Origin of the sequence: Cupriavidus gilardii (genome assembly GCF_013314895.1) — a bacterium.
In the GTDB taxonomy this organism is placed as follows: Bacteria; Pseudomonadota; Gammaproteobacteria; order Burkholderiales; family Burkholderiaceae; genus Cupriavidus; species Cupriavidus gilardii_C.
On record NZ_JABTYE010000033.1, the window covers coordinates 22,730 to 42,629 of the forward strand.

At 67.7% G+C, this 19,900-nt stretch carries 24 protein-coding genes; 7 read left to right on the plus strand and 17 right to left on the minus strand.

What is annotated here, in order from left to right:
* Positions 1-29 precede the first annotated feature (29 nt).
* Entirely contained in the window at positions 30-761 is a 732-nt protein-coding gene (locus HTY53_RS22880) for a ComF family protein (RefSeq protein ID WP_174108914.1), read from the plus strand.
* Between the two features lie 48 nt (positions 762-809).
* Complete coding sequence (gene trmL, locus HTY53_RS22885) at positions 810-1,280, plus strand: tRNA (uridine(34)/cytosine(34)/5-carboxymethylaminomethyluridine(34)-2'-O)-methyltransferase TrmL (protein WP_174108900.1); 471 nt, start codon at positions 810-812, stop codon at positions 1,278-1,280.
* Positions 1,281-1,380: 100 nt separating this feature from the next.
* On the opposite strand, the gene HTY53_RS22890 is transcribed toward trmL, so the two are convergent.
* Together HTY53_RS22890 and HTY53_RS22895 are read right to left on the minus strand one after the other, a co-directional pair.
* A complete protein-coding gene (locus HTY53_RS22890) occupies positions 1,381-2,385 on the minus strand; it encodes a tripartite tricarboxylate transporter substrate binding protein (protein ID WP_174108901.1) in 1,005 nt (334 codons plus the stop codon).
* A complete protein-coding gene (locus tag HTY53_RS22895; RefSeq protein ID WP_174108902.1) occupies positions 2,382-3,407 on the minus strand; it encodes an NAD(P)H-dependent glycerol-3-phosphate dehydrogenase in 1,026 nt (341 codons plus the stop codon). Before HTY53_RS22895 ends, HTY53_RS22890 begins: the two co-directional genes overlap by 4 nt.
* On the opposite strand from HTY53_RS22895, the gene HTY53_RS24990 reads away from it, so the two are divergent.
* Positions 3,406-3,534 carry a hypothetical protein gene (locus tag HTY53_RS24990; RefSeq protein WP_302480494.1) on the plus strand — a complete coding sequence of 43 codons (129 nt, stop codon included), beginning with the start codon at positions 3,406-3,408 and terminating at the stop codon, positions 3,532-3,534. The two genes, HTY53_RS22895 and HTY53_RS24990, sit on opposite strands and share 2 nt — an antisense overlap.
* 64 nt (positions 3,535-3,598) lie before the next feature.
* Here the strand turns inward: HTY53_RS24990 and secB are convergent, their stop codons facing one another.
* The 3 genes from secB to HTY53_RS22910 all read right to left on the minus strand — a co-directional run bounded on the left by secB (position 3,599) and on the right by HTY53_RS22910 (position 5,091).
* Complete coding sequence (gene secB / locus HTY53_RS22900) at positions 3,599-4,117, minus strand: protein-export chaperone SecB (protein WP_149317143.1); 519 nt, start codon at positions 4,115-4,117, stop codon at positions 3,599-3,601.
* 153 nt (positions 4,118-4,270) lie between these two features.
* On the minus strand, positions 4,271-4,528 hold the full coding sequence (gene grxC / locus HTY53_RS22905) for a glutaredoxin 3 (protein WP_006579210.1): 258 nt from the start codon (positions 4,526-4,528) through the stop codon (positions 4,271-4,273).
* A 149-nt stretch (positions 4,529-4,677) separates the two neighbouring features.
* Entirely contained in the window at positions 4,678-5,091 is a 414-nt protein-coding gene (locus tag HTY53_RS22910) for a rhodanese-like domain-containing protein (protein ID WP_174108903.1), read from the minus strand.
* A gap of 162 nt (positions 5,092-5,253) precedes the next feature.
* Between HTY53_RS22910 and gpmA the strand changes: the two genes are divergently transcribed.
* The 3 genes from gpmA (at position 5,254) to HTY53_RS22925 (ending at position 8,616) form a co-directional block, all read left to right on the plus strand.
* Entirely contained in the window at positions 5,254-6,000 is a 747-nt protein-coding gene (gene gpmA, locus HTY53_RS22915; RefSeq protein WP_174108904.1) for a 2,3-diphosphoglycerate-dependent phosphoglycerate mutase, read from the plus strand.
* Positions 6,001-6,176: 176 nt separating this feature from the next.
* Positions 6,177-7,790, plus strand: a complete 1,614-nt coding sequence (locus HTY53_RS22920) for a S41 family peptidase (RefSeq protein ID WP_174108905.1) — start codon at positions 6,177-6,179, stop codon at positions 7,788-7,790.
* Positions 7,791-7,866: 76 nt separating this feature from the next.
* A complete protein-coding gene (locus tag HTY53_RS22925) occupies positions 7,867-8,616 on the plus strand; it encodes a HesA/MoeB/ThiF family protein (protein ID WP_174108906.1) in 750 nt (249 codons plus the stop codon).
* 81 nt (positions 8,617-8,697) lie between these two features.
* Here the strand turns inward: HTY53_RS22925 and mnmH are convergent, their stop codons facing one another.
* The 9 genes from mnmH to gshA all read right to left on the minus strand — a co-directional run bounded on the left by mnmH (position 8,698) and on the right by gshA (position 17,193).
* Positions 8,698-9,831, minus strand: a complete 1,134-nt coding sequence (gene mnmH, locus HTY53_RS22930) for a tRNA 2-selenouridine(34) synthase MnmH (RefSeq protein ID WP_174108907.1) — start codon at positions 9,829-9,831, stop codon at positions 8,698-8,700.
* Positions 9,831-10,886: a selenide, water dikinase SelD gene (gene selD / locus HTY53_RS22935; RefSeq protein WP_174108908.1), complete on the minus strand. Its 1,056-nt coding sequence runs from the start codon at positions 10,884-10,886 to the stop codon at positions 9,831-9,833. Before selD ends, mnmH begins: the two co-directional genes overlap by 1 nt.
* A 228-nt stretch (positions 10,887-11,114) precedes the next feature.
* Positions 11,115-11,594 (minus strand): bacterioferritin, encoded by a 480-nt coding sequence (bfr, locus tag HTY53_RS22940; protein ID WP_006579203.1) that lies wholly within the window; start codon positions 11,592-11,594, stop codon positions 11,115-11,117.
* A gap of 120 nt (positions 11,595-11,714) precedes the next feature.
* Positions 11,715-12,023, minus strand: coding sequence for a (2Fe-2S)-binding protein (locus tag HTY53_RS22945; protein WP_174108915.1), 309 nt, complete (start codon positions 12,021-12,023; stop codon positions 11,715-11,717).
* Between the two features lie 214 nt (positions 12,024-12,237).
* Positions 12,238-14,019: a phosphoenolpyruvate--protein phosphotransferase gene (ptsP, locus tag HTY53_RS22950; RefSeq protein ID WP_174108909.1), complete on the minus strand. Its 1,782-nt coding sequence runs from the start codon at positions 14,017-14,019 to the stop codon at positions 12,238-12,240.
* A gap of 50 nt (positions 14,020-14,069) precedes the next feature.
* Positions 14,070-14,339, minus strand: coding sequence for an HPr family phosphocarrier protein (locus HTY53_RS22955; protein WP_006579200.1), 270 nt, complete (start codon positions 14,337-14,339; stop codon positions 14,070-14,072).
* Positions 14,308-14,763 carry a PTS sugar transporter subunit IIA gene (locus HTY53_RS22960; protein ID WP_174108910.1) on the minus strand — a complete coding sequence of 152 codons (456 nt, stop codon included), beginning with the start codon at positions 14,761-14,763 and terminating at the stop codon, positions 14,308-14,310. Before HTY53_RS22960 ends, HTY53_RS22955 begins: the two co-directional genes overlap by 32 nt.
* A gap of 90 nt (positions 14,764-14,853) precedes the next feature.
* Positions 14,854-15,840 (minus strand): glutathione synthase, encoded by a 987-nt coding sequence (gene gshB / locus HTY53_RS22965; protein ID WP_174108911.1) that lies wholly within the window; start codon positions 15,838-15,840, stop codon positions 14,854-14,856.
* 57 nt (positions 15,841-15,897) lie between these two features.
* Entirely contained in the window at positions 15,898-17,193 is a 1,296-nt protein-coding gene (gshA, locus tag HTY53_RS22970) for a glutamate--cysteine ligase (RefSeq protein ID WP_006578775.1), read from the minus strand.
* Positions 17,194-17,287: 94 nt separating this feature from the next.
* Between gshA and HTY53_RS24995 the strand changes: the two genes are divergently transcribed.
* Positions 17,288-17,410 (plus strand): hypothetical protein, encoded by a 123-nt coding sequence (locus HTY53_RS24995; RefSeq protein ID WP_274383356.1) that lies wholly within the window; start codon positions 17,288-17,290, stop codon positions 17,408-17,410.
* A 300-nt stretch (positions 17,411-17,710) separates the two neighbouring features.
* Here the strand turns inward: HTY53_RS24995 and amt are convergent, their stop codons facing one another.
* The 3 genes from amt to HTY53_RS22985 form a co-directional block, all read right to left on the minus strand.
* A complete protein-coding gene (gene amt / locus HTY53_RS22975; RefSeq protein ID WP_174108912.1) occupies positions 17,711-19,240 on the minus strand; it encodes an ammonium transporter in 1,530 nt (509 codons plus the stop codon).
* 64 nt (positions 19,241-19,304) lie between these two features.
* On the minus strand, positions 19,305-19,643 hold the full coding sequence (locus HTY53_RS22980; protein WP_006159494.1) for a P-II family nitrogen regulator: 339 nt from the start codon (positions 19,641-19,643) through the stop codon (positions 19,305-19,307).
* A 66-nt stretch (positions 19,644-19,709) separates the two neighbouring features.
* The coding region (locus HTY53_RS22985; protein ID WP_368041061.1) for a TorF family putative porin at positions 19,710-19,900 on the minus strand (191 nt) is incomplete at its 5' end.

A 19,900-nucleotide genomic window follows, 5' to 3' on the forward strand; every position in this document is an offset into this window, starting at 1 on the left:
GCGTGCGCGAACGCCTGGCGCAGTGGTGGCTGCCCTGTGCCTGCGTGCTGTGCGGGCAGGTGCAGGCGGACGTCGTGTGCACCGGTTGCGCGAACGACCTGCTGGCGCCGACGCCGCGCTGCCCGCGCTGCGCCCTGCCTCAACGAGACGCCAGCCTCTGTGCGATGTGCCGCGGCGCGCCGCCCGCCTTCGACGCCACCATCGTGCTCGGCGATTACGCCCCGCCACGTGAGGCGCTGGTGCTGACGCTGAAGTTCGGCGGCGTGCTGCCGATGGCGAACTGGCTCGCGCGCGAACTGGCGTCGGCGTGGACCGCACGGCAGTCGCTGCAGTCAGCGGCAACCGGCGATGCGGCCGAGCAACCCTGCCTCGTCGTGCCGATTCCATTGGCGCCGGACCGGCTGGCCGAGCGCGGCTTCAATCAATCGTGGGAAATCGCACGCAGGCTCGCGCCCCGCCTCGGCGCCGCGGCCAGCGCCGACTTGCTGGTGCGCTCTCGCAGCACCGCACCGCAGACCGCGCTGGCGGCAGACCGCCGGCACCTGAACGTCGCCGGCGCGTTCGCGCTGGCGCGCCATGCCGGCCCGGACCGGCTGGCCGCGCGGCTGCTGGGACGGGTGCAGGGACGACATGTTGCGCTCGTCGACGATGTGATGACCACCGGCGCCACGCTGGCCGAGGCAGCCGCCGTGCTCAAGCGCCATGGCGCGGCGCGCGTGACCGCGCTGGTGGCGCTGCGCACGCCGGCGCCGTCCCGATGACAGCCGCGGGATGACAGCGGCGCCCCGGCACGGTAAGCTGCGCGCGCCATGTTCCATGTCGTCCTAGTCGAACCCGAGATCCCGCCGAACACCGGCAACGTGATCCGCCTGTGCGCCAACACCGGCGCCCAATTGCACCTCGTCAAGCCGCTCGGCTTTCCGCTGGACGACGCGCGCATGCGCCGCGCCGGCCTCGATTATCACGAGTACGCCAGCATGAAGGTGCACGAGAACTGGGACGCCTTCCTCGCCGACGAACGGCCCGATCCCGCCCGCATGTTCGCCCTGACCACGCATGGCTCGACGCCGTTCGGCCAGGTGACCTTCGCCCCCGGGGACTGGTTCGTGTTTGGGTCGGAGACGCGCGGCCTGGCGCCGGAGCGCCGCGAATGGTTCGCGCCGTCGCAGCGCATCCGCTTGCCGATGCGGCCCAACAACCGCAGCCTGAATCTGTCGAACACGGTGGCGGTGGTGGTGTTCGAGGCCTGGCGCCAGCAGGGCTTCGCCGGCGGCGCCTGAGCGGCGACGTCCTCGCCGCTGATTCCGCGCCGCCATTCCGCGCCGCTATTTCCGGCCGCTAACTCCGGCCGCTACTCTTGCCCGCTATTCGGCTTGCCCGCTATTCCGGCTGCACGCCGGCCGCGCGGATGACCTGGTCCCAGCGCGCCTTTTCGGTCGCCATGGTCTGGCGCAGCGACGCCGGTGCGGTGCCGGCCGGCATGAAGTACTGCGCCCGCATCTGCGTGCGTACCGCTTCGCTGCCGATGATCTTCACCAGTTCGCGATAGAGCCGATCGACGATCGGCGCCGGCGTGCCGGCCGGCGCCAGCACGGCCTGCCACGAGATTGCCTCGAAGCCGGGATAGCCGGATTCCGCCACGGTCGGCACCGAGGGCAACAGGCTGGTGCGGCCGCTGGTGGTGACCGCCAGCACCCGCAGTTTGCCGGCGTTGACCTGCGGCATCGCGATCGCCGGCACCATGAAGGCTGCCTGAATCTGCCCGCCGATCATCGCCGCCGCGATCTGCGGAAAGCCGGGATACGGGATGTGTTCGAGCGAGATGCCGGCACGCGCCTTCAGCTGCTCCATAGCCAGATGCGCAGCGCTGCCGTTGCCGACCGAGCCGTAGTTCAGCGCACCGGGCCGCGCGCGCGCCAGCGCGACGAATTCGCGCAGATCGCGCACGCCGGTGCGCGGGTCGACCACCAGCACGTTGGGCGACGTTGCCACCAGCGTCACCGGCGCCAGCTGACGCACCGGATCGTAGGGCAGATGGCGCGACAGCGTCGGCGCCGTGACCAGCGGACCGTTGATGGTGAACAGCAGCGTATAGCCGTCGGGCGCCGCGCGCGCGACCTGGCCCGTACCGATATTGCCGCCGGCGCCCGGCCGGTTCTCGATCACCACCGGCTGGCCCAGCGCCTGCGCCAGCGGTTCGCAGACCAGCCGCGCGATCAGGTCCGGGGACGAGCCAGGCGGAAACGGCACCACCATGCGGATCGGCCGCGCGGGCCAGTCCTTGTCGGCCGCCATCACCGAGCGCGGCAGCGCCAGCGCACCGCCGCAGGCGGCCAGCGCGCCCAGCCAATGCCGGCGCTGTTTCAGGCGAATCGGTACCGTCATTCGTCGCGCGCGTCGCGTTGCAGCAGCTGCGTGACCGCGTCGGCCACCGCCAACCCCTCGAACAGCACCGCGCAAACCGCGCGCGTGATCGGCATCTCGACGCCGTGCTGGTCCGCCAGTGCCGCCACCGCCTGCGCGCAGCGCACGCCCTCGGCGACGTGGCCCAGATCGGCGAGCACCTGCTCCAGCGTCCGGCCGCCGGCCAATTGCTGGCCGACCTTGCGGTTGCGCGACAGATCGCCGGTCGCGGTCAGGATCAGGTCGCCCATGCCGGCCAGGCCCATGAAGGTCTCGGCGCGCCCACCGAGCGCCAGCCCCAGCCGCGTCATCTCGGCGAGGCCACGCGTGACCAGCGCGGCGCGCGCGTTCAGCCCGAGGCCCAGCCCGTCGCTGGCGCCGGTGGCGATCGCCAGTACGTTCTTGACCGCGCCGCCGACCTCGACGCCGACCAGATCGTCGCTGCCGTAGATGCGCATCGCGCGATGATGGAAGGCGCGCTGCGCGAGCTCGGCCACTGCCGGTGCGTTGCCGGCCACGGTCAGCGCGCACGGCAGCCCTAGCGCAACTTCGCGCGCGAAGCTGGGCCCGGTCAGCACGCCGTATTCGACCGGCACCGACGCGCCGGCCGCCGCCAGTTCCTCGGCCACCATCTGATGCGGCATCGCGTGCGTGCCCGCCTCGAAGCCCTTGCACAGCCACAGCATGCGCAGCGGCACGCCGTGCGCGGCGGCCTCGGTGGCCAGGCGCCGCGTCATCTCGCGCAGCCCCGATACCGGCGTGGCGACGATCACCAGCCCGTCGGGCGCGCGCAGCGCGTGCGCCGCCGCCCGCGCGAAGTCCGCTTCATAAGCGAGGCGGTCGGACAGCGGCACGCCCGGCAGATAGGCGGCATTGACGCCATAGGCCGCCATCGCGGCGAGCTGGCCGGCGTCCCGGCCCCACAGCACGACCGGATGCGCGGCGGCGGCATGGCTGGCCAGCGCGGTGCCCCAGGCGCCGGCTCCGAGAAAGGCGAGGTTCATGGTCGAGGCGTTGGTCGATGCGTTCGTCGATGCGTTCGTCGATGCGTCAGGCCGCTGCACGCCTGACGGTGGACGCGATGGATGCGCTCGCAGCGAAGGCAGCAATGCCTGCGCTGGCAGCTATTGATGCTATAGACGCAAAAAGGCGGAACGGGGCCGCAGCCCCGTTCCGCCGGCAGAGTTCGCAGCGATCAGTGACGCGCCTGCGTGCCATCGGGCATCACGATGCCGGCACCGCCGCCTTCGGCCTGCGCCTGCTCCATCGCCGCCTGCAGGCGCTGCTCGTACAGCGCCTGGAAGTTGATTTCGGACAGATGGATGGCCTGGAAGCCCGCACGCGTGATCACGTCGGCAATATTGCTGCGCAGGTACGGATACAGGATGGTCGGGCAGGCGATGCCCAGCAGCGGATCGAGCTGTTCGTCCGGCACGTTGCGAATATCGAAGATGCCGGCCTGATGGGCCTCGACCAGGAAGGCGACCTTGTCCTGCACCTTGGTGGTGACCGTACCGGTCACGACGACCTCGAAGATGCCGTCCGTCAGCTGCGAGGCGCCCACATTGACCTGCACCTCGACCGAAGGCGCTTCGGTTTCGAGGAAAATCTGCGGCGAATTGGGCTGCTCCAGCGACATGTCCTTCAGATAGACGCGCTGGATATTGAAGTAGGGTTGATCGTCCTGCTGCTGATTGGTTTGCTGGTCGCTCATGGATGGCTGCCCGAAAGGCGGGAATCGAACGTGGGGGAAGGGGACGGGCTGCGGGCGGCCGCGCGCACTGGCGGCGGCCCACCGCGTGGTCCGGTTGGAAAACGCATATGGTACATGACGCGGATGACGAATTCATCCGCGCGCGGGCGGGAGTCAGGCGGCCAGCAGCGGCGCCAGGCCTCCCTGGCGATCGAGCGCTGACAGATCGTCGAAGCCGCCGACATGGCGGTCGTCGATATAGATCTGCGGCACGGTACGGCGACCGGTGCGGCTCATCATTTCCTCGCGCTTGCCGGGCTCGCGGTCGATCATGATCTTCTCGATCGTCTCGACCCCCTTCGAGCGCAGCAGGCGCTCGGCCATCTGGCAATACGGACACACCATCGTGCTGTACATGACGACGCGGGCCATGCGCTTATCTCCTTGCATCTTGCGGTTCGGACCGGCCCCGCCACGGCATGTGGGCGGCGGCCGGTCGACATGTCGATCTCTGGACTTTACCAGCGTCGGGCGGAGCCTGCCGGCGGCGCTTCCCGCCCGGCCCGGCGCGGCCCGCCCGCTTACTTGACCAGCGGCAGACCGGCCTGCTGCCAGGCGGCCACGCCGCCTTCGAGCGAATAGACCTCGCCGAAACCGGCCTGCTTGAGTGCCGCGTGCGCCTTGGACGAACGCTGGCCGGTCTGGCATACGACGATGATGGGGGCGGACTTGTCCTTCGCAAGGCTGGCGGCGCGATTGGCCAGCTCGGCCAGCGGCGCGCTCTTGGCCTGCGGCAGGTGGCCCTTGGCGTATTCGGCCGGTTCGCGGATATCGACGACGACGGCGCCGCGCTTGTTGATCAGCTGCGTCGCCGTGGTCGCATTGACCGTCTTGCCGCCCGCACTGCGCGAAATGGTGGGCCAGGCCAGCAGGCCGCCCGACACCACCGCGAGGGCGATCAGGGCAAGGTTGTTGTAGTCGGCGAAGAAATTCACGTTGGGTTTCCGGTGGGTTGTGTCGGCGGCATTATAAAATAGCCGGTTTCGCGCCCAGGCCCATGTCCGCGGGGCTCGGTTCCCGTGTCGCGGAGTGCCTGGCGAATGCCTGGCAAGCCCTGACAAGCGGCGCGCGCAGCATTCTCACTCTTTGGAAGCAGCATGTACAAACTCGTTCTCATCCGCCACGGCGAATCGACCTGGAATCTCGAAAACCGCTTCACCGGCTGGGTCGACGTGGACCTGACCGAGACCGGCGCCCAGCAGGCGCGGCAGGCCGGTCAACTGCTGAAGGACGCCGGCTACGCGTTCGACGTGGCCTATACCTCGGTGCTCAAGCGCGCAATCCGCACGCTGTGGCACGTGCAGGACGAGATGGATCTGATGTGGATCCCGGTGCGCAACGAATGGCGCCTGAACGAGCGCCACTATGGTGCACTGGCGGGTCTGAACAAGGCCGAGACCGCGGCCAGGTTCGGCGACGAGCAGGTGCTGGTCTGGCGCCGCAGCTACGACACCCCGCCGCCCGCGCTGGAGCCGACCGACCCGCGCGCCTCGTTCGACGATCCGCGCTATGCCAACGTGCCGCGCGAACTGATTCCGCTGACCGAATGCCTGAAGGACACGGTGGCCCGCGTGCTGCCGCTCTGGAACGAATCGATCGCACCGGACATCAAAGCCGGAAAGCGCGTGGTGATCGCCGCCCATGGCAACAGCATCCGCGCGCTGGTGAAGTACCTCGACCAGATTTCCGATGACGATATCGTGGGCCTCAACATTCCCAACGGCACGCCGCTCGTGTACGAGCTCGACGCCGAGCTGCGGCCGATCCGGCATTACTACCTGGGCGACCAGGAAGCGATCGCCGCCTCGCTGGCCGCGGTCGCCAGCCAGGGCAAGGCGCGCTGAGCCGGACGCGCCAGGCCCGGTGCATCAAGGCCAGCGCCGTATCGCGGCGCGGCCTTTTTTTCCGCCCGCTCTTATACTGTCGGTCAGACCGGACCGGCAGCGCCCCTTGCGCCACGCCGCAACCGGCGCAATCCACGGCGCCCTGCCCGGCGCCATCCAACGTTCAGGCAGCCCACATGCGTAAGACGCTCAAGAACATCAGCCTTGTCTCCGCGGGACTCGTTGCCGGCGTGCTCGCCACGCTGCAGCTTTCCGCGACCGCACAGAATTCCTCGGGGCCGCTGCCCTTGGAGCAGTTGCGGCTGATGGCGGACATTTTCGGGCAGATCAAGCGCGAGTACGTCGAACCGGTCGACGACAAGAAGCTGCTGACCGAAGCCATCAAGGGCATGGTGGCCAGCCTCGACCCGCATTCGTCGTATCTGGACGCCAGGGATTTCAAGGAACTGCAGGAAGGCACGCGCGGCCGTTTCGCCGGCCTCGGCATCGAGATCTCGCAGGAAGAAGGCCTGGTCAAGGTCATCAATCCGATCGAGGACACGCCCGCCTTCCGCGCCGGCATCCAGCCCGGCGACCTGATCACCCGCATCGACGACAAGCCGGTGCGCGGGCTGCCGCTCGAACAGGCGGTCAAGCGCATGCGCGGCGAGCCCGGCACCAAGGTCACGCTGACGATCTACCGCAAGAGCGAGGAACGCACCTTCCCGGTGTCGATCACGCGCGCCGAGATCCGCGTGCAGTCGGTCAAGGCCAAGATGGTCGATCCGACCATCGGCTGGGTCCGCCTGACCAGCTTCCAGGAACGCACCGTGTCCGACCTGGGCCGGCGTCTGGCCGAGCTGGCGCAGAAGAATCCGAACATGAAGGGTCTGGTGCTGGACCTGCGCAACAACGGCGGCGGCGTGCTGCAGGGCGCGGTCGGCGTGTCGGCGGCCTTCCTGCCCGAGGACGTGACCGTGGTCTCGACCAATGGCCAGGTGCCTGACGCCAAGCGGGTCTACAAGACCAACTTCAACAACTACCGGCTGTCTTCGGTCGAGGACGATCCGCTGAAAGAGCTGCCGCCGCTGTTCAAGAAGATCCCGATGGTGGTGCTGACCAACGCCTATTCGGCGTCGGCCTCGGAAATCGTCGCGGGCGCGCTGCAGGACCACAAGCGCGCGCTGATCATGGGCAAGACCACGTTCGGCAAGGGCTCGGTGCAGACCGTTCGGCCGCTGACCAACGATACCGGCATCAAGCTGACCATCGCGTACTACTACACGCCGTCGGGCAAGTCGATCCAGGCCAAGGGCATCCGTCCGGACATTCCGGTCGACCAGAACCCGGAAGGCGATCCGGACGACGCGCTGATCACGCGCGAGATCGATACCGAGCGCCATCTGCACAACAAGCAGGAGTCCGAGGAAGCCGAGATGACCGAGCGCGAACAGCGCCGCGTCGAGGAACTGCGCCGGCTCGAGGAAGAGAACGCGAAGAAGACGCCGGAGGAGCGCGAGAAGGATCGGCGCAAGAAGCCGGTGGAGTTCGGCTCCGCCGAGGACTTCATGCTGCAGCAGGCCATCGCCCAGCTGAAGGGCCAGCCGGTCAAGCGCTCGCATTCGAAGCTCGAGGCCACGCCGGTGTCCGACAGCAAGGCGCCCAAGGGACCGGTCAAGGCCGATCCGTCCAAGCGGGCCCCGGCACCGGACGCCAAGCCGGCCGCACCGGAAGTGAAGCCGGACAGCAAGCCGCCGGCCAGCGCGCCGATGGGCAAGCCGCTCGGCACGCCGACCGGCAAGGCACCCTGACGGAACGCCTGAACCACGTCTGTACAACGCGTAGACCGACGCATCGCGGCGGGGCCCCGGTCCCGCCGCCCGCCCGATGAACGACGATCAACTGCTGCGCTATTCGCGGCACATCCTGCTCGATGAACTGGGCATCGAAGGCCAGAGCCGGCTGCTGAACGGCCGCGCGCTGGTGATCGGCGCCGGCGGCCTTGGCGCCGCCGCGCTGCCCTACCTGGCCTCGGCCGGCGTCGGCACCATCGTCGTGGTCGACAACGACGATGTCGACCTGACCAATCTGCAACGCCAGATCCTGCATACCACCGCCAACGTTGGCCGGCCCAAGGTCGAGTCGGCGCGCGAGGGCATGCTGCGGATCAATCCCGAGATCGATGTGCGCCTGGTGCCGGCGCGCGTGGGCGACAGCGAACTCGATGCGCTGGTGCGCGAGGCCGACGTGGTGCTGGACTGCTGCGACAACTTCGCCACGCGCCATGCGGTCAACCGCGCCTGCGTTGCGCATCGCGTGCCGCTGGTCTCCGGGGCCGCGCTGCGCTTCGATGGGCAGATCAGCGTGTTCGATCGCCGGCGCGACGATGCGCCGTGCTACGCCTGCCTGTTTCCGCCGTCCGAGAATGCGCCCGAGGCGGCCTGCGCGACCATGGGCGTGTTCGCCCCGCTGGTCGGCATGGTCGGCACCGTGCAGGCGGCCGAGGCGTTGAAGCTGATCGCCGGTGTCGGGGAGACGCTGGCCGGACGGCTGCTGATGGTCGATGCGTTCCGCATGGAATGGACCACGATGGCGCTGGCGCGCACGCCCGATTGCGAGGTTTGCGGCGGGCATTGAGGCCGCGCTGTTCCTTCGCTCTCCCGCAAGCGGGAAAGGGGAACATCAACCCGCGTGCGAGCGGCGTCTGTTCATCGGGACTTAGCGGCGCCCGGCCCGCTCCCGCAAATATTCCCGTACCGCCGCGCGATCGCCGCGAAAGACGATGCGGCTCTCCCTCGCCTCGCGCTGGTAGTCGTACATCGGGTCGTAGTAATGGCGCAGCAGCACCGCAATCCAGAGGCGGTGCTCGTCGACCTCGCCGGTCTGTGCCTGCCGTTGCAATGCATGCGCGAGCAGCGCGGCCAGGCGCTGGTAGCGCGCCCCGCCAAGCCTGCGCGCGATGCCGGCCAGTGCGTCGCGCATCCGTTCCGAGAACGCCTCGAAGCCCTTCTCCGCGCCATGCGCGGCGATGAATTCCGCCGCCAGATCGACCACGTAGTCCTTCAGCACACGTTCGACGCGCGCCTCGAACGGTTCGTCGAGCCAGACCAGCGGGCTGGTCTGCATGCGGGCGTACAGGCGCGGCGGCACGTCGCGGCTGCCGATGAAGCGGCCCTCGTCCTCGACCACCAGCGTGCCGGCGCCGGCCGCGCGCCGCCGCAGCAGATCGATGGCCAGTCCGTTCTCGAAGTCGATCTGCGTCGGCTGCGGACGTGCGCGGCGCCCGAAGCTGGAGCCGCGATGCGCGGCATGGGCTTCGAGATCGACGCCGTTGTCGAGCTCGGCCAGCAGCGCGGTCTTGCCGCTGCCGGTCAGCCCGCCCAGCACCAGCCAGTCGCATTCGCTGACTGCCGCATCGAGCGTGTCGATCAGGTAGGTCCGCATCGCCTTGTAGCCGCCGACCACGCGCGGATAGTCGATGCCGGCCTCGCGCAGCCATTGCTGCGAGATCTGCGAGCGCAGGCCGCCGCGGAAGCAGTACAGATACCCGTCGGGATGGCGCCGCGCGAACTCGGCCCAGGCGGCCACTCGCCTGGCCTTCACCTCGCCGCTGACCAGCGTGTGGCCGAGCGCGATCGCTGCCTGCTGGCCTTCCTCCTTGTAGCGGCAGCCGACGCGGTGGCGTTCGTCGTCGTCCATCAGCGGCAGATTGACTGCGCCCGGAAAGGCGCCGCGCAAGAACTCGGCTGGCGCGCGCACGTCCAGCATCGGCACGCCGGACAGCAGCAGCGCGCGATAGTCGGCGCTGTCCGGCCTGGCGGTCACCGCCGATGACCCGGGCAGACTGTCCATCAGCACACCACCACCGCGTGATCGCCGCGCTCGGTCATCTCGCCGATGCATTCGAGCGTGAGGCCGCACTGGGCGGCGGCGGCAAGGAATTCCGCTTCGCCCGTGGGCTCGACCGCGACCAGCAGCCCCCCGCTGGTCTGCGGGTCGCACAGCACGGCGCGCCGTGCCGCATCGAGTTCGCCATCGACACAGGCGATGCGATGCCCGTAGCTGGCGAAGTTGCGCTGGGTGCCGCCGGGCACGCAGCCGGCCGCGACGTAGTCCCGCACCCCCGGCAGCAGCGGCACCGCGGCATGGTCCAGCCGCGCAGTGAGCCCGCTGCCGTCCGCCATTTCGACCAGATGGCCGAGCAGGCCGAAGCCCGTCACGTCGGTCATCGCGCGCACCGCCTCCAGCCGACCGAAGCGGCTGCCGGGACGGTTCAGGCGGCACATCCAGTCGGTCGCCAGGCGGCTATGCTCGTCGCGCAGCTTGCCCTGCTTGCCGGCGGTGGTCAGCACGCCGATGCCCAGCGGCTTGGTCAGATACAGCCGGCAACCGGCGCGCGCAGTGTCGTTGCGCTTCAGATGCGCGCGCTCGACGATGCCGGTCACGGCCAGCCCGAAGATCGGCTCGGGCGCGTCGATCGAATGCCCGCCAGCCAGCGCGATGCCGGCCTCGTCGCAGGCACGCCGCCCGCCGGCCACCACTTCGCGCGCGACCTCGGGCGGCAGCACATTGACGGGCCAGCCCAGGATCGCGATCGCTAGCAGCGGGTCGCCGCCCATCGCATAGACGTCGCTGATCGCATTGGTTGCTGCGATGCGACCGAAGTCGAAGGGATCGTCGACCACCGGCATGAAGAAGTCGGTAGTGGACACCAGCGCGCGGCCCTCGTCGCTGCCATCGATCGCGTAGACCGCCGCGTCGTCGCGCGAGGCATTGCCGACCCACAGCCGAGGATCCAGATGCTGCGGACCGCTGCCGGCAAGGATCACGTCGAGCACCTGCGGCGACATCTTGCAGCCGCAGCCGGCACCGTGGCTGTATTGCGTCAATCGGATGGGTTCCGGCATGAAGGTGTCCTCGCTCGGAGATCGGACCGCGGAGGGGGCGGCACCGCTGAAGATCGGTGACCGGTAACGGACCGGCAAGTCGGGAGCGGAGATGAGAAACCGAATGGGAATGAGAGGGATTCAAGCTAGGAAGCGCGCGGCGGCGGGCGGCTCGGTGAGGCGCCGCTGACGACCGCCCGGCCCGGAAACTGGCGTTACGGGCCTTGCGGGTCCTGCCGCGGCCGGACTTTACTGCTCGCCCGGCTCCATCTGCGATTGCAGATAGTTCTGCAGGCCGACCTTGTCGATCAGATCCAGCTGGGTTTCCAGATACTCGATGTGTTCTTCGGTATCGGTCAGGATGTCGACCAGAATCTCGCGGCTGACATAGTCGCCGACCGATTCGCAGTAGGCGATGCCTTCCTTGACCGTCACGTGAGCGGTCTGCTCCAGCTTCAGGTCGCACTTGAGCATCTCGGGCGTGTCTTCGCCGATCAGCAGCTTGTGCAGATCCTGCAGGTTGGGCAGTCCGTCGAGCATCAGAATGCGGTCGATCAGCCGGTCGGCATGCTTCATTTCGCCGATCGATTCCTTGTACTCCACGTCGCCGAGCTTTTTCAGGCCCCAGTGGCGATACATACGGGCGTGCAGGAAATACTGGTTGACCGCGGTCAGCTCGTTGGTGAGCTGCGCGTTCAGGTACTGGATGACCTTCTTGTCACCTTTCATGGGGGCTCCTAATTGCTACGGGCCCGCAAAAACACGACGCGGCGCTGGTTGCGCCGCGTGCAGTCAGAAGAAAACGACGAAGACACGCGCCGATCGCCGGTCTGCGATCGGCAAGCGTGTTCAGGCAACCAGCTCGGTTTGCTGGTCGTTCGCGACTGCCGGGTCCCGTGTGTCCATTATGGCACGCGGTCCCGACGAGGAACAGGAGGAAAACTGGACGACGTGGACGGTCTGGGCCGTCACGGCGGAGGCGCTGTGGCAGGACGCTGCAACGCCCTCGGCAAGGACCTGCTGCGCGCAATCGCGGCAGCGGCCGCAACAAGTGCCGACGCCAAGCGTTTCGGCCAGCTCGTCGAGCGTCGACACGCCCAGCTGGACGGCGCCATGAATCTCGCGATCGGTTACCTGGTTGCAGATGCAGACGTACACAAAGCCTCCTTGGGGCAGCGCGGACACCGGCATGTCCTGACTGATGGAGGCAGAATAACAGAGATCAAAAATGATAACAATTCCCATTAAGAAACAGAAACACTAAAGGGAATCGGCGTCACTTTGCTGCCAAATCAAGGGCTTACGGCATCACCTGTGGTGCACAGGGGTGGCGTACGAGGCATCAATTCGCCACCCTATAACCCCGAAGGTTTCAGGGTTGCGACAGTCTGGCCAGCGCGGCCGCGGCCTCTTCCGGCTCGTACGCGCACAGCACCTGCTCGACCAGGCCCTCCAGCCGCCCGCAGTCGGCATGCAGGATTTCCTGTTTGACGCGCAGCAGCTGCGCCGGGTGCATCGAGAACTCGCGCAGGCCCATGCCGAGCAGCAGCCGGGTCATCGCCGGGTCGCCGGCCATCTCGCCGCAGACGGCGACCGGCACGCCGGCGTGGTTGGCCTCGCGGATGGTCCGTGCGATCAGCTGCAGCACGGCCGGATGCAGCGGGTCGTACAGATGCGCGACGGCGTTGTCGGCCCGGTCGATCGCCAGCGTGTACTGGATCAGGTCGTTCGTGCCGATCGACAGGAAGTCCATGCGCCGCAGGAACAGCGGCAGCAGCAGCACCGCGGCCGGAATCTCGATCATGGCGCCGACCTTCAGATTCGGGTCGTAGGCGACCCCGCGCTGGTCGAGCTCGTGCTTGGCGCGCGCTAGCAGTTCCAGCGTCTGGTCGATCTCGCGCGCATGCGCCAGCATCGGGAACAGCAGCTGCACCGGTCCGAAGGCGGACGCGCGCAGCAGCGCGCGCAGCTGGGTCAGGAACATCGCCGGCTCGGACAGCGACCAGCGGATCGCGCGCAAACCCAGCGCCGGATTCAGCGCGGTCTCGTATTCCTCGGCGCGGCCGTCGCGCCCGTCGCGAAAATCCAGCAGCGGCTTGTCGGCGCCGATGTCGATGGTGCGGATGGTCACCGGCATCCCGCGCATCGCCTCGACCGCGGCGCGGTAGGCCTCGAACTGTTCGTCCTCGCCGGGCAGCTCGCCGCGCCGGTTCATGAACAGGAATTCGGAGCGGAACAGGCCCACGCCGACTGCGCCGGCCGCCAGCGCGGCGGACGCGTCCTCGGCCATCTCGATATTGGCCAGCAGATCGATCTCGATGCCGTCCAGCGTCACCGCCGGGGTGTGCCGCAGCCGCTGCAGCCGCTTGTTCTCCAGCGCCCGCTCGCTCTGCCGGTGCCGGTACTCCTCGAGGATGATCGGCGTCGGATCGACGATTACCAGCCCGGCATCGCCGTCGATGATGATCCAGTCGTCCTGACGGATCAGCTCGCTGGCGTTCTGCACGCCCACCGCGGCCGGAATGTCGAGGCTGCGCGCGACGATCGCGGTATGCGAGGTGCGCCCGCCGAGGTCGGTCACGAAACCGTGGAACACGGTATGGCGGAACTGCAGCATGTCCGCCGGCGAGATATCGTGGGCGACCACGATGACCCCGGGGGCCGGCTGGCCATCGGCCGCGATCGCGGGCACCGGCGCCGGCGTCAGTACCGGCGCGCCGGCCAGCACCTTCAGGATCCGCTCGACCACCTGCTCGATATCGGCCTTGCGCTCGCGCAGGTATTCGTCCTCGATCTCGTCGAACTGACGCATCAGATCCTCGAGCCGCGTGGTCAACGCCCATTCGGCGTTGTAGCGGCGCTCGCGGATCAGCCTCTCGGCCTCGCGCGACAGCATCTCGTCGTCGAGAATCATCGCGTGCACGTCGAGGAAGGCGCCCATCTCCTCCGGCGCATCGCGCGGCAGGTCGCGCTTTAGCGCTGCCAGTTCGGCCCGCACCGCGGCTCGCGCGTTGCGCAGGCGCTCCACCTCGTCCTCGAGCCGGTCTTCGTCGACCAGGTAATGGGACACGTCGAGCGCGGCGGGCGCCAGCAGGTGGGCGCGCCCGATCGCTACGCCGCGCGAGACTGGGATGCCGTGCAGGGCGAATGGCATGAACCGCTCCGTTCAGGAACGTTGGTGAAATCCGGACAGGGCCTGCGCCCTCATTCTCCCTCGCCGAACCGATTGGCGATCAGCGCGGTCAGCGCGTCCATCGCCTCCTGCTCGTCGGGTCCCTCGGTCTCGATCGTGACCGTCGAGCCAATGCCCGCGGCGAGCATCATCACACCCATGATGCTCTTGGCGTCGACCTGGCGCCCGTTGCGCGACATTCTGACCTGACTGACAAAACTGCCCGCCAGTTGCGTGAGCTTGGCGGAGGCGCGGGCATGCAGCCCGAGCTTATTGATGATGGTGACGTCCCTCTGCAGCATACTTGTCGGGGTGGTTGGCGATCTGGTTCTGTACGGTGGTCGAGCCGATCTGCAGCACGCCTTGCGAGCCGCCGGCGAGCGCCTTGGTGGCGAGCTGGTCCAGCTTTTCGGAGCGGTAGCAGATCGCCCGCACGAGCATCGGCAGATTGACGCCGGCGAGCACCTTGATCCGGCCCGGCTCGGCGAGCCGGGCGGCGATATTGGCGGGGGTGGCGCCGAAAATGTCGGTCAGCACCAGCGCCCCATTGTCTTCGATCACCGAGGCGAGGCACCGGCGCGCCTCGGCCAGCACGGCCGCCGGCTCCGCATCGGGAGCGACGTCGATCGCCTCGAGCCGCTTCGGCTCGCCGCAATAGACATGCGCGGCGCAGTCCCGCAGCGCGGAAGCGAGCGGCGCATGGGCGATGATCAGAATGCCTGCCATGATGGTGAATCCTGTGGATTGGCGCGATTGTAGCAGGCGGGGTAACGGGAACGTCGCGCCCAGTGTGCTGCGGCGCGCAGGCGCCCGTGCTCAGGCGCCCTTCGCGTCCGCCCGCGCCGCGACCGCCCGCTCCAGCGCGTCGATGAACATGCCGGCGACCGGGAAACCGGTCTGCTGCATGATCTCCTGGAAGCAGGTCGGGCTGGTCACGTTGACCTCGGTCAGGTAGTCGCCGATCGCGTCGAGTCCGACCAGCAGCAGGCCGCGCTGCCACAGCACCGGCGCCAGCGTTTGCGCGATCTCGCGGTCGCGTTCGGACAGCGGCTGGGCGCGCCCCGTGCCGCCCACCGCCAGATTGCCGCGCACCTCGCCGGCCATCGGCACGCGCGCCAGCGCGTACGGCACCGGCTCGCCGCCGATCAGCAGGATGCGCTTGTCGCCGTCCTTGATCGCCGGGATATAGCGCTGCGCCATCAGCGTGCGCACGCCGTTCGCGCCCAGCGTTTCGATGATCGCGCCCAGGTTCATGCCGTCGGCACCGACGCGGAACACGCCCATGCCGCCCATGCCATCGAGCGGCTTGAGGATGATGTCGCGATGCTCGGCGTGGAAGGCGCGAATCCGGGCGGCATCGCGCGTGACCAGCGTGGGCGTGATGAACTGCGGGAACTGCGCGATCGCCACCTTCTCGGAATGGTCGCGGATCGCCTGCGGCTTGTTGAAGACGTTGGCGCCCTGCGACTCGGCCAGTTCCAGCAGCCAGGTGCTGGTCACGTATTCCATGTCGAACGGCGGGTCCTTGCGCATCAGCACCGCGTCGAACGACGGCACCGGCATCGCGGCGGCGGCATCGAGGCGGAACCAGGCCGCGTGACCGTGGCCGTGGTCTTCCCCGGCGCCCGTCAGATGCAGCCGCTGCGCCACCGCCTCGACGGCACCACCGACCAGCGACAGCTGCGACTGCAGGCAGAAGTACAGCTCGTGGCCGCGGGAGGCGGCCTCGGTCATCATCGCGTAGGTGGAGTCCTTGTAGGTCTTGAAGGTCTCGAGCGGATCGGTAATGAACAGAATGCGCATGCTGGCGTGTTCCGGTTGATGGTCCCGTTGGCAGCGCCCCGGCGCCGGGGCGGGCGATCAGAGGATCGGATTGGGGTCGGTCTTTTCCAGTTCCAGCGAGGCCGCCAGCAAGGCCAGCCGCGCCACCACGCCATACATGTAGAACCGGTTCGGCACCGCGGCGCCCGGCTTGGCATGCGTGTCCGGAATGCTGTTCGGCGCAAACGCCAGTGGCACGAAATGCATGCCGGGCGCGTTCAGGTTCTCGTCGACGCCGCGGCCGGTATGCACGCGGTAGAAGCCGCCAACGACGTAGCGGTCGATCATGTAGACCACCGGCTCGGCCACCGCCTCGTTGACCTTCTCGAAGGTATGCACGCCTTCCTGGATGATCACGTCGTTGACCTCGAGGCCTTCCTTGACGACGCTCATCTTGTTGCGTTCCTTGCGGTTCAGGCCCTTGACCTCGGCCGGATCGCGCACCGTCATCACGCCCATGCCATAGGTGCCGGCATCGGCCTTGACCACCACGTACGGCGTTTCCTTGATGCCGTACTCGCGGTACTTCTTGGCGATCTTCTTGAGCACGCCCTCGACCGCGTCGGCCAGCGCTTCCTCGCCGACCCGCTCATGGAAATCGATGCCGCCGACCTTGGCGAAATACGGATTGATCATCCACTGGTCGATATCGATCAGCTTGGCGAACTTCTTGGCCACCTCGTCGTAGGCGGAGAAGTGCGAGGACTTGCGCCGCGTCGACCAGCCCGCGTGCAGCGGCGGCAGCACGTACTGCTCGTTGATGTTTTCCAGGATCGGCGGCACGCCGGCCGACAGGTCGTTGTTCAGCAGGATCGAACAGGGGTCGAAGTCCTTGAGGCCGAGCCGGCGGTCCTTGGTGCCCAGCCGGGTCAGCGGCTCGACCACCAGGGTCTGGCCGTCGGGCAGCTCGATCGGGGTCGGTTCGGTGATGTCCTCGGACAGCGAGCCGAGCCGGACGTTGAGCCCCGCCTGGCGCATGATCAGCGACAGCCGCGCCACGTTCTGCAGATAGAACATGTTGCGGGTATGGCGCTCGGGAATCAGCAGCAGGTTCTTGGCATCCGGGCAGATCTTCTCGATCGCCGCCATCGCGGCCTGCACGGCCAGCGGCAGCATTTCGGGCGCCAGATTGTTGAAACCGCCGGGGAACAGGTTGGTATCGACCGGGGCCAGCTTGAAGCCGGCATTGCGCAGATCGACCGAACAGTAGAACGGAGGGGTATGCTCCTGCCATTCCAGACGGAACCACCGCTCGATGGACGGGGTGGCGTCCAGTATCTTCTTTTCCAGTTCGAGCAGCGGGCCGTTCAGCGCGGTGATGAGGTGCGGGACCATATCCATCCTATTGATCGTCTTTATCGTCCGCCCCGATTGTAGAGGAACGGCCAATTGCATGCAGTTGGCATGCCAATGCCGGCGGGACCGGTCAATGTCCGATCCTTTCCGCCTTGGGCTAACAATATGGGGATGGCTGGCCGATTTCAAAGAGCGCGGGGAGCGCCGTCGCGAGGGCAAAAAAAAACGCGGCATCGCCGCGTTTCAAGTGGCCTGACAGATACGGGGAGCGTTCTGCAGGTGGAGGAAACTGCCTCACCTGCACTCTATGCGGGTGCTGTCCTTAACACAAATGAAGGTTTTTGAATTCGGATTTAAGCGGATGGCGAACAGTGCTTGCCTATCTCCCCGCAATCCCGCGCCGGCGCTGGCTTTGCGGGCGGCCGACAATAAAAAAGCCCGGCACGCGGCCGGGCAAAACTCCTGAGAGAAGATTCCCAATCAGCTCTCCAGCACAACACCGTGGGCGATGCGGGGGCGGCAAGCCGTGGGTCCCCGCATCGCGCATTTCGTTGAATCAGGCCTCGTAGGCGGTCTCGCCGTGCGAGGTAATGTCCAGACCTTCGCGCTCCTCGTCCTCGGGCACGCGCAGGCCGATCAGCAGGTCCACCAGCTTGAAGGCGACGAAGGCCACCACCGCCGACCACACCACCGTGGTCAGCACGCCTTCGGTCTGCACCCAGACCTGGTGGGCAATCGAATACTCGTCCGACACCTTGTTGGCGACGTAGTCGTAGATGCCGACGCCACCCAGGCTCGGCGCTGCAAACACGCCGGTCAGGATCGCCCCGGCGATACCGCCGACGCCGTGCACGCCGAACACGTCGAGCGAATCGTCCGCGCCGAGCATCCGCTTCAGGCCGGTCACGCCCCACAGGCACAGCAGGCCGGCCACCAGGCCCATCACGATCGAGCCCATCGGGCCGACGAAGCCGGCGGCCGGGGTGATCGCCACCAGGCCGGCGACCGCGCCCGACGCACCGCCCAGCATCGACGGCTTGCCCTTGGTGATCCACTCGCCGAAGGTCCATGCCAGCACCGCGGCGCAGGTCGCCAGCAGCGTGTTGACGAAGGCCAGCGCGGCGCCGCCGCTCGCTTCCAGGCCCGAGCCGGCGTTGAAGCCGAACCAGCCGAACCACAGCAGCGAGGCGCCCACCATGGTGAAGGTCAGGCTGTGCGGGCGCAGCGCCTCGCGGCCGAAGCCGATCCGCTTGCCGAACATATAGGCACCGACCAGGCCCGCGACGGCGGCGTTGATATGCACCACGGTACCGCCGGCGTAATCGAGCGCGCCCTTCTGGAACAGCCAGCCGGCCTTGGCCGTAGCCGCTTCGGCCGCCGCAGCGTCGGTGTACGCATCCGGACCCGGCCAGAACCAGACCATATGGGCCATCGGGATGTAGGCGAAGGTGAACCACAGCACGATGAACACCAGCACGGCCGAGAAGCGGGCCCGCTCGGCGAAGGCGCCGATGATCAGGCTGCAGGTGATCGCGGCGAACGCGCACTGGAAGGCGAAGAAGCCCAGCTCGGGAATCACCACGCCCTTGCTGAAGGTCGCCGTGACCGCTTCCGGGGTCAGGCCCTTCATGAACAGCCGATCGGTGCCGCCGAAGAAGGCGTTGCCCTCGGTGAAGGCGAAGCTGTAGCCGTAGATGGCCCACAGCAGGGCGACCAGCGAGAAGATCACCAGGCACTGCATCAGCACCGACAGCATGTTCTTCGAACGGACCAGGCCGCCGTAGAACAGCGCCAGGCCCGGCAGCGTCATCAGGATCACGAAGGCCGTGCACATCAGCAGCCAGGCGACGTCGCCCTTGTTCGGCGTCGGCGCGGCGGCCGGCGCCGCGGCTTCCGCGGCCGGCGCGGGGGCCGCTGCCGGAGCGGCCGTTGCGGCAGCCGGGGCGGCCGGCGCCGTGACGGCGGCCGAAGCCTCGGCGGCGGGCTTGTCCTGCGCCGCGGCCGGGCCCGACAGGGCCATACCTGCCGTGCCCAGCGCCAGCGCCATGGCGCCGGCAGTCAGCAATCGTTTGAACCAGCTAGTCATCTGAATACCCTTTTGTCGCTCTTTTCGCGCTTGTGTCGCTCTTGTGTTGACGTCCGGCGTGCCGTTACAGGGCGTCGCCGCCGGTCTCCCCGGTACGGATCCGGATGACCTGCTCGATCGGCGCAACGAAGATCTTGCCGTCGCCGATCTTTCCGGTGCGGGCCGACTTTTCGATCGCCTCGATCGCGCGATCGACCACGTCGTCGGGCACCGCCACCTCGATCTTGACCTTGGGCAGGAAGTCGACGATGTACTCGGCACCGCGATACAGCTCGGTATGGCCCTTCTGCCGTCCGAAGCCCTTGACCTCGGTGACGGTGATGCCGGACACGCCCACGTCCGAGAGCGCCTCGCGCACCTCGTCGAGCTTGAACGGCTTGATGACGGCGATGATCAGTTTCATCCGTGTTCTCCTGACAGCGCGGCCCCGTTGCAACCGGGCGCGCGCTCGTGGTGATCCTGTTTCTGTTTAGAAAGTCTTGGTGAGCGTGGCGACCACCGTGGCCTTGCCCATGTAGCGGCCGGAGGTGTTGGTGTAGACGCCGCGCTTGGCATTGGTGTCGATGTACGCGACCGCCGCCGAGAAGCCGTTGCCCAGGTCCTTGGTCAGACCGAGCTTCCAGTCGGTGTACGAGGCGTCCGCCACGTTCTGCACCTTCT

Coding starts and splice junctions, on each gene's coding strand:
- HTY53_RS22920 (WP_174108905.1), top strand. CDS start 6,177: ATGCGTAAGACGCTCAAGAACATCAGCCTTGTCTCCGCGGGACTCGTT.
- HTY53_RS22955 (WP_006579200.1), bottom strand. CDS start 14,339: ATGCTGCAGAGGGACGTCACCATCATCAATAAGCTCGGGCTGCATGCC.
- HTY53_RS22890 (WP_174108901.1), bottom strand. CDS start 2,385: ATGACGGTACCGATTCGCCTGAAACAGCGCCGGCATTGGCTGGGCGCG.
- bfr (WP_006579203.1), bottom strand. CDS start 11,594: ATGAAAGGTGACAAGAAGGTCATCCAGTACCTGAACGCGCAGCTCACC.
- HTY53_RS22980 (WP_006159494.1), bottom strand. CDS start 19,643: ATGAAACTGATCATCGCCGTCATCAAGCCGTTCAAGCTCGACGAGGTG.
- HTY53_RS22925 (WP_174108906.1), top strand. CDS start 7,867: ATGAACGACGATCAACTGCTGCGCTATTCGCGGCACATCCTGCTCGAT.
- mnmH (WP_174108907.1), bottom strand. CDS start 9,831: ATGGACAGTCTGCCCGGGTCATCGGCGGTGACCGCCAGGCCGGACAGC.
- gshB (WP_174108911.1), bottom strand. CDS start 15,840: ATGCGCATTCTGTTCATTACCGATCCGCTCGAGACCTTCAAGACCTAC.
- HTY53_RS24995 (WP_274383356.1), top strand. CDS start 17,288: ATGTCCGATCCTTTCCGCCTTGGGCTAACAATATGGGGATGGCTGGCC.
- selD (WP_174108908.1), bottom strand. CDS start 10,886: ATGCCGGAACCCATCCGATTGACGCAATACAGCCACGGTGCCGGCTGC.
- HTY53_RS22895 (WP_174108902.1), bottom strand. CDS start 3,407: ATGAACCTCGCCTTTCTCGGAGCCGGCGCCTGGGGCACCGCGCTGGCC.
- HTY53_RS22960 (WP_174108910.1), bottom strand. CDS start 14,763: ATGGCAGGCATTCTGATCATCGCCCATGCGCCGCTCGCTTCCGCGCTG.
- HTY53_RS24990 (WP_302480494.1), top strand. CDS start 3,406: ATGGTCGAGGCGTTGGTCGATGCGTTCGTCGATGCGTTCGTCGATGCG.
- gpmA (WP_174108904.1), top strand. CDS start 5,254: ATGTACAAACTCGTTCTCATCCGCCACGGCGAATCGACCTGGAATCTC.
- grxC (WP_006579210.1), bottom strand. CDS start 4,528: ATGGCCCGCGTCGTCATGTACAGCACGATGGTGTGTCCGTATTGCCAG.
- gshA (WP_006578775.1), bottom strand. CDS start 17,193: ATGGTCCCGCACCTCATCACCGCGCTGAACGGCCCGCTGCTCGAACTG.
- ptsP (WP_174108909.1), bottom strand. CDS start 14,019: ATGCCATTCGCCCTGCACGGCATCCCAGTCTCGCGCGGCGTAGCGATC.
- amt (WP_174108912.1), bottom strand. CDS start 19,240: ATGACTAGCTGGTTCAAACGATTGCTGACTGCCGGCGCCATGGCGCTG.
- trmL (WP_174108900.1), top strand. CDS start 810: ATGTTCCATGTCGTCCTAGTCGAACCCGAGATCCCGCCGAACACCGGC.
- secB (WP_149317143.1), bottom strand. CDS start 4,117: ATGAGCGACCAGCAAACCAATCAGCAGCAGGACGATCAACCCTACTTC.